Source organism: Peribacillus sp. QJM3NY_7, from assembly GCF_056173225.1.
Genome location: NZ_CM149663.1, coordinates 1884246 through 1896872 on the forward strand (window position 1 = coordinate 1884246; position 12627 = coordinate 1896872).

General features: G+C 36.2%; 8 protein-coding genes and 1 pseudogene. 4 read left to right on the forward strand and 5 right to left on the reverse strand.

Features of this window, described 5'->3' with window-relative positions; all coding sequences use genetic code 11:
* Window positions 1-89: 89 nt before the first annotated feature.
* Window positions 90-1058 carry a class II fructose-bisphosphatase gene (gene glpX, locus AC0VX1_RS09170; protein WP_475470839.1) on the reverse strand — a complete coding sequence of 323 codons (969 nt, stop codon included), beginning with the start codon at window positions 1056-1058 and terminating at the stop codon, window positions 90-92.
* Window positions 1059-1390: 332 nt separating this feature from the next.
* On the opposite strand from glpX, the gene AC0VX1_RS09175 reads away from it, so the two are divergent.
* Both AC0VX1_RS09175 and AC0VX1_RS09180 read left to right on the forward strand, forming a co-directional pair.
* Window positions 1391-2731 carry an NAD(P)H-dependent oxidoreductase gene (locus AC0VX1_RS09175; RefSeq protein ID WP_413023044.1) on the forward strand — a complete coding sequence of 447 codons (1341 nt, stop codon included), beginning with the start codon at window positions 1391-1393 and terminating at the stop codon, window positions 2729-2731.
* 331 nt (window positions 2732-3062) lie between these two features.
* Window positions 3063-4643 (forward strand): FGGY-family carbohydrate kinase, encoded by a 1581-nt coding sequence (locus AC0VX1_RS09180; protein WP_475470841.1) that lies wholly within the window; start codon window positions 3063-3065, stop codon window positions 4641-4643.
* A gap of 731 nt (window positions 4644-5374) precedes the next feature.
* Here AC0VX1_RS09180 and AC0VX1_RS09185 read toward each other — a convergent pair.
* Window positions 5375-5518, reverse strand: coding sequence for a hypothetical protein (locus AC0VX1_RS09185; protein ID WP_475470843.1), 144 nt, complete (start codon window positions 5516-5518; stop codon window positions 5375-5377).
* 394 nt (window positions 5519-5912) lie between these two features.
* Between AC0VX1_RS09185 and AC0VX1_RS09190 the strand changes: the two are divergent.
* Window positions 5913-6391 (forward strand): annotated as a pseudogene (locus AC0VX1_RS09190) (recombinase family protein); the annotation flags it as partial.
* 434 nt (window positions 6392-6825) lie between these two features.
* On the opposite strand, the gene AC0VX1_RS09195 reads toward AC0VX1_RS09190, so the two are convergent.
* From AC0VX1_RS09195 to AC0VX1_RS09205, 3 genes are all read right to left on the reverse strand, one after another.
* On the reverse strand, window positions 6826-7119 hold the full coding sequence (locus AC0VX1_RS09195; RefSeq protein ID WP_413008949.1) for a putative quinol monooxygenase: 294 nt from the start codon (window positions 7117-7119) through the stop codon (window positions 6826-6828).
* 88 nt (window positions 7120-7207) lie between these two features.
* Window positions 7208-7849: a nitroreductase family protein gene (locus AC0VX1_RS09200; protein ID WP_475470845.1), complete on the reverse strand. Its 642-nt coding sequence runs from the start codon at window positions 7847-7849 to the stop codon at window positions 7208-7210.
* 49 nt (window positions 7850-7898) lie between these two features.
* Window positions 7899-8327 carry a MarR family winged helix-turn-helix transcriptional regulator gene (locus tag AC0VX1_RS09205; protein WP_413008951.1) on the reverse strand — a complete coding sequence of 143 codons (429 nt, stop codon included), beginning with the start codon at window positions 8325-8327 and terminating at the stop codon, window positions 7899-7901.
* A gap of 1503 nt (window positions 8328-9830) precedes the next feature.
* Between AC0VX1_RS09205 and AC0VX1_RS09210 the strand changes: the two genes are divergently transcribed.
* Window positions 9831-12206, forward strand: a complete 2376-nt coding sequence (locus tag AC0VX1_RS09210) for a M14 family zinc carboxypeptidase (protein ID WP_475470847.1) — start codon at window positions 9831-9833, stop codon at window positions 12204-12206.
* Window positions 12207-12627: the final 421 nt, after the last annotated feature.

Sequence of the window (12627 nt, forward strand, 5' to 3'; positions counted from 1 at the left end):
AATTATGTTATTTTATCAAGCGTTTTCTGGCTGATAAAATAAATGTTGATAAAGTGTAATAAAAAACTTTTTAAAAAGCATGTTAGATACTAATAAATAGTTACTAAATTGTTTTTTTTATTTAGACTATGTTTACCCTCAATAAAACGTACTGTACCTGATTTAGCACGCATAACAACTGAATGTGTGGTAGCATTTTCTCCATTATATTGAACTCCTTTTAAAAGTTCTCCATCTGTCACCCCTGTTGCTGCAAAAAAAGCATCTTTTCCTTTTACGATGTCCTCCATTCTTAATACACGATTGACGTCCTTTATCCCCATTTCTCTACATCTAATCACTTCTTCTGGTGTTTGCGGCCATAGCGTTCCTTGAAACTCGCCACCTAAACATTTTAATGCAACAGCTGCTAGTACACCTTCAGGGGCACCACCCGACCCAAGCATAATATCGATACCAGTATGCTCAAATGCAGTATTTATAGCTACTGCAACATCCCCATCTGGAATTAGTTTAATTCTCGCACCGGAAACTCTAATTTCCTGGATGGTTTCTTGATGTCTGTCTCGGTCTAAAATAGCCACAACAATATCCTCTACATCTTTGTTTTTAGCTTTAGCAACCGCCCGTAGATTGTCAATGACAGGTGCATTTATATCAATTTTACCGACCGATTCAGGGCCAACAGCAATTTTTTTCATGTACATGTCGGGAGCATGCAGAAGATTCCCATGATCAGCTACTGCTAGTACAGTTAGAGCATTCCATATGCCAGCTGCTACAATATTAGTCCCTTCTAATGGATCGACAGCAACATCAAGTCGATCGCCGTAACCTGTACCTAATTTTTCTCCTATATATAACATTGGTGCCTCATCCATTTCACCTTCACCAATTACTACGGTCCCTTTCATAGGAATAGTATTGAAAACCTCTCGCATTGCTTGTGTAGCTGCACTGTCTGCTTCTTCTTTTCTTCCTCTTCCCATCCACCTTGCAGCTCCTAAAGCAGCTGCTTCTGTAACACGTACAAGTTCTATAGAAAGGCTATTTTCCAATTGAATCATTCCCCCTTTTCATTTGGTATTCCATTTGTTCAGTTTGTTTACTATTGTAAAAATAATAATGTTGTTTGATAAATTAGTCAATTAATAAAAATTAAGAAAATGAATGTAAATGTTGTAAAACAAGTGATTGTTACATTGTTTAATGAAAAAATATATTGACAACATTATCAAGAGAAATATATAATTTTTACAAAGGTAACTTTAATGAACTTTTGTAAAGAGAATAAATAGTTAGTTTATGTTTTTAATTTAAATTAATAATGATTATTGTAATCGCTGGCTAACCAAACTGTGTTTAATAATAATTTTAGGAGGTTTAACAGATGTTGGGATTAAACTATAAATTAAGAGAATTAGAGAAACTAGGCAGAGAAATACATGTTGGCTTAATTGGCTGCGGACAAATGGGGAGAGGCATGATTTCTCAGATTGAAAATATGAAGGGCATGCGTGTTGTGGCAACAGCAGATCTTCATACAACATTAATTGAACAAGCATATGTGAAAGCTGGTATCAGTAAACAATCAATTGTTTTAACAACTCAACTTGAAGAAGCTGAAAAAGCCATTGAACAAGGAAAGGTTGTAGGAACAGTCTATAGTGAATTGGTAACAAGTTTGCCAAGTGTCGACGTGATTGTAGATGCGACTGGTGTACCTAACTTAGGAGCTGAAATCGCTTGGAAAGCCATATTGAACAAAAAGCATATTGTGATGTTGAATGTTGAAGCAGATGTCACAGTAGGACCACTTTTAAAGCAGATGGCAGATGCAAGCGGTGTGATTTACACAGGATCAGCGGGGGATGAGCCAGGAGCAGTAATGGAATTATATGATTTTGCAGATGCGATTGGCTTTGAGATTATTGCTTTAGGAAAAGGAAAAAACAATCCATTAAATCACGAGGCGAATCCTTCCACGGCAGAAGTAGAAGCCAAGGTAAAAGGGGCTAGCCCTAAGATGATCGCTTCATTCCAAGATGGAACGAAAACAATGGTGGAAATGAATGCGGTTGCGAACGCAACTGGATTTTTACCAGATGTGGCTGGAATGCATGGACCCTCAGGTAACGTCGGGGAACTTCCATCTTTATTTCAACTAAAAGAACAAGGTGGAATTCTTAATGGTAAAGGGATCGTAGACTATGTAAACGGTGTAGCACCAGGCGTATTTGCGATCATTTCTTCTGATAAGGAAGAAGTTCACCATGAAATGAATTATCTGAAAATGGGTGAAGGTCCAAACTATGTATTGTACCGTCCATACCATTTAACAAGTTTAGAAACCCCACTTTCGGTCGCACGTGCATATTTTCATAAAGAAGCAACAATTGCACCATGGAAGGGCCTACAGGCTGAAACGGTTGCTGTAGCAAAAAAAGATCTACAACCCGGAGATCACCTTGATGGAATTGGAGGCTACACTGTATATGGAAAACTACTTTCCTATAATGAGGCTTCGACAGGAAGTGCTCTTCCAATTGGATTAGTGGATCCGAATGTAGTAGTAACTCGCCCTATAAGAAAAGGGGAAATTATCACATTTGATGCCATTGAACAAGAAAAGGAATCGATGATTTGGAAGTTACGCTCAATACAGATGCAGAGTACAGATAATAAGTCTGTTAAAAATGAATTTGTGAAATTAAAGTCTATTTTAGTTTAAATAAAAAGTTTATAATAACCTTAATCTAAAAAATTAAGATTATAAAAAATAATCAAATATTTTAGAGGGATAATAAAATCAGATCAAAATTCTCTTATTTTTGGTCTGAGCTTTATCCCTCTTATTTAGAAAGATAATAAAAAGTAAAGCAATTTAAGATTTAATAGTTTGCTATAACCGAAAGTAATTGCTATTTATTAAGATTGTAATTTGTGGGAATTTTCAGAAAAATTATAGTGGTTTAGAAAATATCCAGATTTCTAAATGTGACTTGAACATTTGTAGAGGATTTTTTTAAATTATTTTAGTTTTGGAAGAGGGGATTGTACCAATGAAAAAGGAGCTAGTCATAGGAATTGACGCTGGAACAGAGAGTGTTAGAGTAGGGGTATACGATTTATATGGAAAACAAGTTGGATTAGGTATTACGGGTTACCCAACGTATCACCCTGAACCTGGTTGGGCAGAACAAGATCCGAACGAATGGTGGGCTGCTTTAGTTGATAGTATTAAAAAAGCAATGAATCAATCTGGTTCCACTAAAGATCAGATTATTGGCTTAAGTTTGGATACGACTTGCGCTACAATTGTACCCTGTAAAAATGACGGAACACCATTGAGACGTGCTCTTTTATGGATGGACATTCGTTCTCATGAGGAAGCTCAATTTATTTCCTCCACTGGGGATGACGCGTTAAAATACAACGGTTATGGAAATGTTTCTCCAGAATGGATGGTATGTAAGGCTCTTTGGCTAAAGAGAAATGAACCTCAAAATTATGAAAGCGCAGACAAAATCTTAGACTTTTCAGATTGGTATACCTACAGACTGACAGGTAGGTGCACTGGAAGTGTTAGTACCACAACATATAGGTGGCATTACAATCAAGAAGAAGGAGGGATTCCAAAGCACTTTTATGAAGCAATTGGAATAGGTGATATCTTTGAAAAACTGCCTAAGGATATTTGTAAATTAGGTGAACATATCGGTGGACTTACACAAGAGATAGCAGATGAATTAGGATTAAACGAAGGAACACCTGTTGCTCAAGGAGGCGTAGATGCCCTTAATGGCATAATTGGTTTAGGAGTGACTCAACCAGGAAAAATAGCGCTAGTTACAGGTTCTTCACATAATGTTTATGGATTAACAACTAAACCAATTCATGCAAAGGAAATACTAGGATCATTTCCGGATGCAGTAATTCCTGGATTAAGACTCGTAGAAGCAGGACAATCTTCATCGGGCTCGACTATCAAGTGGTTTAGAACAAATTTTTGTAAGGATTTAGAAGCTATAGCAAATGTTAAAAATGTGAGTGTTTATGATCTATTAAATCGTGAAGCTTCTATCATTCCGCCAGGTTCTGAGGGGCTTATTGTTTTAGATTATTGGCAGGGTAACCGGTCACCTCATGTAGACCCAAATGTTAGAGGCTTAATATCTGGATTGTCATTAAAACATGGAAGGGCACATATTTACAGAGCTGTACTGGAAGCGGTTGCATATGGAACAGATTATAATATCCGAAATTTTAGAAACAATGGCATTGACACCTCAGAGGTATATGCAGCAGGTGGAGCAACAAATAGTAAATTATTTCTACAAATTCATGCAGATGTGAGTAATATTGTAATAAATGTACCAGAAGACAATCAAGTAGCTTGTTTAGGTTCTGCAATTTTGGCTAGTGTGGCTGGAAGAGCCTATAAAAATATTGAGGAAGCCGTGGCAAACATGGTGCGATTTAAAAAAGAAAGAATAGAACCTAATAAAGAAAATCATGAAAAATATCAATTATATGCTGAACAATATAGAAAAGCGTATCCACAATTTCACAATTGGATGTGGGAGAACACAAGAATTAATCAGAGTGAATCAATCAACATTCAGAATGAAATTCTAGTTTAGTTATAATAACTATTTTGTTCCAATTCTCGTGTGAAAATTATTGATAACACAAATTAATAAAATACCATTGAGAAGAAGTAGACGTTAAATCCCTCCAAAGGCATAAAACTAAGCTGGACTAATCGCATTAGTTAAAGGTTGAAAAGCATATTGTTTCCCAAAGCTGTCAGTTGATTCTGTCGGCTTTTTTTATGACTGCAACCCCTACCAAGTGTCTCATATGGACGCGGCTCTTTGCCTACAAGGGGATGCTTACCAATGGGGAGGGGTTAACCGAATACAAGCTTTGATTGGGGTGGATTATGCAGTGGAATTTAATCAAATTGGAATTAATATTCCTTGTACAGATGCAGAATAGTATAACTACACAGAACGGATCAACAAGAATGAGCTTAAACCGGTGATTTTATTTTTTTCAGGAACAGCTAATTATAACCATATATCTCATGTTGGAATTTATGTAGGGGAAGGAAAAATATAACGCGAAAGTAAAGGGAGTGGGTACAGTAAATTAAAAGATTATTGGAATCAACATTTTGCTTTCTATGGAAGATTGAAATGAATTGTGAGGTGACTGCAGCCTAACAAAAAGAAAAGGAAGTTGTTAAACATCTAATAATAAAGAATCTATCTTGAAAGAAGGAGATTCCCAAATTCTTAAGGTTTTTTCAGGAGCTGTTTCTGAAAATAAATAGAAAAAATAACCCCGAAAGATTGGTGTTATTTTTTATTTACTTGACGTCCACTTTTTTGGGGGCTCTATGAACTTGTTTATCAATTTGAAATTCATTACCTAGTTCAATATCATTTCTTTTATCCTGTTTCTCGATTTGCTTTCTCGTTTGATCCTTGTTTTGAATCCCTTGTTTAGACAATGCGTATCCATCTTGCTTCCAATGTTCTTGTTTTTAATTTATAATTCTTGTCTTTAGTAACTAATTAATGGTTCTTATTATATTAGAAGTTTTTCGTTCTTCTTCGGTGTCTTACTTCAGGGGAGGGGGTTGCACCGAGCTTAGCTGCCAATCGGCAGCCTCTTTTAACAACAAAAAAGAAATTATTTTAAGTTTTTTAATTAGTGTACTTAAACTAACAGGTGTCGTTCGTAAAAGTACACTTTAATGAACGGTTCTTTTTTCTATAAATTCACCCTGTTTTTACGTTCGTTAAAGTTGAAAAACATTTTACGAACGTACTTAGTGTTGCACACACTTTTACGAACGATTTTGGCAGTATAAGAGGGAAGAAAGCAGAAAAAGGAATGGAAAAATGGATGTTCGTAAATTTGGTTTCACACGAGTTAGTAGCAAAGATCAAAATGAAGGTCGGCAGTTAGAAGCGATAAAAAAATTAGGCGTTAATCCACGTGATATTTTGGATAAATAATGTGAAAAGATTTCAATAGGGCTCAATACCAATTACTAAAATGTGTGGTACTTAAAGGAGACATTCTATACATTTATTCTCTTGATCGTTTTGGTCGGAACAAAGAGGAGATACTAAAAGAGTGGAATGACATTACAAAAAATATCCAGGAGGATATCGTCGTTTTGGATATGCCATTGCTCGATACAACTCAATTTAAAGATAGTCTCGGTACATTCATTGCAGATTTAGTTTTGCAAATTCTTTCCTAGATGGAGGAAGAAGAACGGGATAGGATCCGGAAACGGCAGCGTGAAGCAATTGATGTGGCTTTGCAAAACGGTGTGCCTTTCGGGCGACCGAAAGCTCAAGTAATAGAAGAAACTCGTCAAAAAAATTAGCCGGCCATCCCTAGATATTTCGCTTTATTGTGGGGGATATCCATCCTTGGTGAATGAAGCATATACACTTTCAGCCCTCCTTTTAGAATTCGTATGAACATAAAAATAATTAACAAAACAAAAATCAAAAAGTGTCGAAAAAAGAAATCTCCAATTTCATGAAGAATCAAAATAAAGAAGAACCGATTGATACAGCATTGGCGGATGCTTTGGAAAAACTGAAATTCGATAAATAAATGGAACTATTTGCATTCCTCTTTCCATGGAAATTGTCACACAGATTATGTACGCCAAATAAGCGCGTGATGTTCGAGAAAATGGAATAGAAATAAACAAGAGTTGCAGCTTGTTTTACTGAAGCAGCAACTCTTTGTTTTATAAGATGGTATATAGGATATCCCATACATTTTAACTCATTATTTTAATGGTTGTCCTTCAAATGCGTTAACAATTAAAGGTGAAGAGAGGAATTCTTTAGCTTTACCAACAAACGAGGTAAAGTGCTCACTTGAATTATGGCTTGCAACCGCTAGATGATCTTGCCAAACTTCAACCATTGTAAACTCATTGTCTTTTTCTGTAGCTTTGTGAAGATTGTAAGAAACATTTCCACTTTCCGCTCTTGAAGCTGCGATTAGCTGTTGAATCTCCTCTAGAAATGCATCTTGTTTTGCTGGATTAATATTGAATACGGCATGAATGATAATCATTAAACGTCATCCTCTCATTTGTTAAGCATAATAAACTTAATATATAATTAAAGTAAAAATAACATCTCGGTTGAAATGAATGGATTCTTTACTTCCATTGTGCGACTTTATCAATTGGAAGACGAACTGATTGATGGCCATTATCTGCTGCTTTACCGATTGAAATTAGCATAACTGGTACGTACCGATCTTTTTCTAATCCAAAAGCTTCTGCGATCTGGCCTTTTTCATAGCCACCAATTGGATTTGTATCATAGCCATAAGCACGAGCCGCAAGCATCAGTTGCATGGATACAAGACCACCATCAACTAGAACGACCTCTTTCATCTCTTCTCTAGTGATTTTTTCGAAATATCCAGCAAATGAAGCTAATATGTTTTCTTTTACTTCTAAAGGCATAAGCCCTAAATCTACAGCTTTACCGTAGATTTCTTCGGCGTTATCAAAATTGTTCATATCACCAAATACGGCAATTACTGCGGAAGATGTTTCGACTTGATTTTGGTTAAAGCGAGCAAGAGGTGCAAGTGTTGCTTTTCCCTCAGGACTATCAATTACAAGGAAGCGCCATGGTTGCATATTAACTGAAGAAGGAGCAAGTGTCGCTAAGGTAAGTATTTTCTCCATTTCTTCCCTACTGATCTTTACGGATTTGTCGTAATTTTTTATGGAGCGGCGTCCTGTGACAATTTCTTTGAAATCATTTGTTAATTGTGCTGTAGTAGCCATAGTTGATAGTCTCCTCTTTTTAAATTTAGTAGTTTAATTTAAGCAAGTGTTAGACTTGGCTTATATTTTTTTGAATTCGTGTCAGCATATCTGTTAACTCTTGACGTTCTTCTTCTTTAAAATCTTTAAGCATTAAAGTGACAAAACGAGCCTTTTCAGCTTGGTAGAGAATAATCTGTTTGCGACCATGATCTGAAAGACAGACAAGAGTAAATCGATTATCCTCCGGATCTTTGCGTCTTAAAATCATCCCAGTCGCTTCAAGTTGTTTTAAATGCCGGGTAATCGCTGCACTGTCAATGTTAACCTCTTTTTGAAGTGCTGTTTGACTAATTTCATCAACTTGATAAAGCTGATATAAGATATCATGTCTTGATTGACTAATGCCTGTACAACTTTCAAATTTTGAACTTATCTGTTTGTTAAGGCAGTTCATTTTATATAAAATTAAGGATTCATTACACAATGAATTCGTCAAGAAACACCCTCTTTTCATACGTTAGACAAAGTAATTGATAGCTCAATAGTTGATGCGTCAATTAATATACTATACCCTAAATAATAAAGCAAGTATTTTAGTACTGCAACTTTTGCTTAAATATGATCTAGACCAAAATGTTGCTCTATCTCCTTTTTGATTAGGCAATCTTTTCAAGAAAGCTCAGTAAACCTTAGGAGCTTTTAGCCAAGGTATAAGTATGATAATCACATTGTTATAAAAACTGCCCTTAAATAAGGTGAAAAAGTTCATCTGATAGTCGTAGACCAAGACTATTCTTCGATTAATGTCCCATAATACAGAAAAGGAAGGAGCGAATGCTACATCCTTTTCTGTATTGCTACTTCAATCAATTAAATTTCATGGAGTACGATGCCTGTAAATGATATTCAAGTTCTTTGTCAGTTATGTGTGTGGAGATTTAAATCTAATAGTGTAAGTGCAATGAATGGGCTCCTATTATCAATAAAATCCAGATAGACATAAAACAGAAGGGTTAAGTTTAGAACCATACTTTTTACATCTCATCATATATAAGCATGGGGATAAAGTATTCGTACCAATAGATTTAAAGAGAATTTGGAAACCTTTATAGCAATGAAAAAAAGCAACCGTTTGGATATAAAACGGTTGCTTTTTTATCAACTGTGGCCTAGGAGTTTTATAATAGTCCTCTCGGGATTCCTTCGCAGTGTGCAATACTGAATATGTTTTTTAGGCCCAAGTACGGAAGTTCAACATTTGTGGTTTGCTCTATTTACTATACTCAATATAAGGTTATCAGAAAAGTGAGCTCATTTTAGTTTTCATAATACTGATTAGAGGAAATCAAAAAGCACATGAATTTCAAAGGATTCGAGGGATTTCCCATGTAACTGACCGTTGGGGACAAACTTCAAAACAGTTATACAGATTTTTACTAATTTAGCGCGTGGAAATTATTTGTAAATAATTTTATGTTTCTGATGTATGAAAAAAGGATAAAAATTCAATTATTATTAACTGAAAATTCTTAATTCGCACAAAAATAAGTGTATAATATTATAAAACAGTTATCTAAGTTTGTAGTTACTATTTCTTAATAAGGAGGCGATACTCTTAAACATGTAAATTTAAAATATTAGTAGGGAGCAGAAAAGGAGAAATTTATTAGTCTAGAAAGGAATTTAATCAGCTACAGTAGCCAATGCGGGTTTAGATATTGCGTTAATTAACTAATACATATTTTAATTGAATACAACACGAAATGACTCGCTAAATGGCTGAACAAACCCTGTTGAAAGCGGTTTAATTTTATAACGTTGAACAAACCACATCGTTAAAAATATTCTTTATAAAATTTGATAAGGTCCCCAGCAAGTAACACTACATAAATTTGACCTTCCGAAACTAGTGCTGCAATAGGAAAGCGAATCCCAATAAAATAAACCTTGAACGACTTGGTGGGATATATACAAAAAAAATCATACTGGAGGTTTTAGGATGAAAAAGAAAAAAGCATTATCCGGCCTGATGGCTGTGAGTTTACTAACAGTAATACCGTGGAGTTCTGGACATGCTGAGAAACCTCAATGGACAAATGTGAATACATATGAGGAACAGGACGGAAGCAAGTTTAATAGCGAAAACTATGACTTTGTGAAATTTTCACAAATTGGTTCCAAATTAAAAGAGATTGAAAAACTTTCAAACCGTGTGAAAGTTGAAGTCCGTGGAACATCAGCTGATGGAAACCCACTCTATGTTGTCACGATTGCCGACCCAACAACACAAGGAAAGTTCGGAAAAGTGAAGGCACTTAGAAAGCAAATGTTTAAGAATCCAGGCAAAGCTCAAGAATGGGTTGCCAATAATCCAGACTTTAAAGTTCCAATCATGATTAATGGCTCTATTCATGGGACTGAATTTGTCGGAAGCGATGCAATCCTTCAATTAATTGAACGTTTTGCTACCCAAAATGATGCAACAACCAAAGACGTTTTAGAGAATAATATTCTTATTTTCAATGTCGTACAAAACCCTGATGGACGTATTGATGCCACCCGCTTTAATGGCGAAGGAATTGACATAAATCGTGACTTTATCACCCAATCGCAGCCAGAAACGAAAGAGATGGTTGAGCTCATTAAAGAATGGAACCCGATGGTGTTCCTTGATACTCATGGTTATGTGAAGAATTATCAGCCAAATCTGCAGGGGTTAATTGAGCCTTGTACGCCACCGCATAATCCTAATTATGAGTATGACTTATACGGAAAATGGGCCTATAAACAGGCAGAAGCGATGGAAGCGGAAATAATGAAGGATCATGAGAACTATTCAGGATCCTTGTATCAAAACATGAAAGGTACCTATATTCCGCTGCGCGATGACTCCGCTGGCTGGGATGATTACCCACCAATTTTCACACCAATGTATGCGATGTATCATGGTGCTTACGGTCATACATTAGAAGCTCCAACAAATGATTGGGACGGCGTACGATGGATGTATAATTCGATTATGGGAGCACTGAAATTTGCAACAGCCAACAAGCAATCCATGATTACTGATCAAATTGAAGTTTTTAAAAGAGGAATTAACTTTGACCATCCTTTTCATAAGGAAGGGTTATTTCCAAAAGCCTACATACTTCCACTAGACCCTAAGGATCCGACTGTTACGAATAAGGCTGTAAATCATTTGATCAATAATGATATTGAAGTTGTTCAAGCTGTGAATGCATTTGAAGCGGATGGAGTGTTATATCCAAAAGGAACTTATCTCGTTGAGATGGACCAGGCGAAAGCCGGATTAGCAAACACGATGCTCTGGGATGGGGAAGACATCACGAACGATACCCCAGCAATGTACGACATTTCCGCATGGAGCTTACCGGAGCTTTGGGGATTCGAGGCAGTAGCCACGCAAAATCCTATTAAAGTCAATGCAACGAAAGTAAACCAGATTACAGGTCAAGGAAAGGTTTCAGGAAAAGGACCGTTTATGATTCCGAACAGCTCTGTCCAATCGGTAAATTTAGTAAATAGATTGCTTAAGCAAGGAATACCTATTGTACGTGATGCACAAGGTAACTTCTTTGCAAAAACAGTAGCTAATCAGGTATCAGCAGCGGTGAAAGAATCTGGGTTACAGGTTGGAACTGCTGATGTACCAGCAGATGCAGTGGCTATTACGTCTGTAAAAGTGGCTATATTAAAGGATGGAGGTATGGGTAAACAGAAATCACACGCAGGAACAAAGCTTGCTTTGAAAAGACTAGGTTTTGATGTGACAGAAGTTACGCCAGTCGAAGTGGCTAAAAATCCCCTTAACGGTTTTGATATTTTTGTCTATAGTGGAACGGAAAGTCTCATTTCTACTAACCTTTCCGAAGCTAATAAAGAATTTGGATTACAGAACGCCGGGCAACTTAATGCATTTAAAGACAATGTGACAAGCTTCTTAAATGAAGGAGGCAAATATATAGCTGTAGGTGCTGGTGCATCTAGAGCAACTAAAACACTCGGTCTTACAGACGACATCATTAATGTAGGAGGTTCCAACAGTAATGGTATCGTAAAAGTTGATTATGAGGGAACTGGTTTAACAGCAGGTTATGGAGAGGATGATATCGGCTTTGTCTATCGTCCAACATGGTTCACGGGTACGGATAATGATGAAATTGTCGCGACCTTTGCAGATTCAGATAATTTCTTCGTAGCTGGTCACTGGCAAAATAACATAACCGCCAAGGGCCAAGCCGTAATCGTAAAAGAACAGAATAAAGATGTAACTCTTATTGGGTTAGAAGCAGGTTTCCGCGACCACCCGGATTACTTGTTCCGTCTTCTATCTAATGCAATTTTCGAAAAATAGTAGAATTAGCCAAAGCCGGATTCAGCAATGAATTCGGCTTTGGTAATTTAAAAAATGCTGAACGCTTGCTTACTTTTAAATCATCTGTTGCAAAAACCCTGAAGGACAATAAGTAGTTTTTTAGCCGATTAAAAATGGTGACTACTCTTATACTTCACAAGCTGGATATGGATTAACTAACCAGGAATCATTATAGATGAAGTTAAATGATTGGATTAGCGAACAAAATAATTAACTTGCAAAGGGGGCTGTCGTTCTCCTTTTATCTTTTAAATGACGTATCGGCCCTAGGAGGTTTGTACGGGTGAGTACAACTAGATAATTTCAAAGGAGTGGGAGATGGTAAACAATTTATCTATGCGTAAAATATCTATATTCTTTATTTAACAAGGTAAAAGGAATTCAATAAAGGAAATAAAAT

What these genes read in the sequence shown, in the direction of transcription:
- AC0VX1_RS09175 (WP_413023044.1), top strand. Translation starts at nt 1,391, where the DNA reads ATGTTGGGATTAAACTATAAATTAAGAGAATTAGAGAAACTAGGCAGA.
- AC0VX1_RS09180 (WP_475470841.1), top strand. Translation starts at nt 3,063, where the DNA reads ATGAAAAAGGAGCTAGTCATAGGAATTGACGCTGGAACAGAGAGTGTT.
- AC0VX1_RS09195 (WP_413008949.1), bottom strand. Translation starts at nt 7,119, where the DNA reads ATGATTATCATTCATGCCGTATTCAATATTAATCCAGCAAAACAAGAT.
- AC0VX1_RS09200 (WP_475470845.1), bottom strand. Translation starts at nt 7,849, where the DNA reads ATGGCTACTACAGCACAATTAACAAATGATTTCAAAGAAATTGTCACA.
- AC0VX1_RS09210 (WP_475470847.1), top strand. Translation starts at nt 9,831, where the DNA reads ATGAAAAAGAAAAAAGCATTATCCGGCCTGATGGCTGTGAGTTTACTA.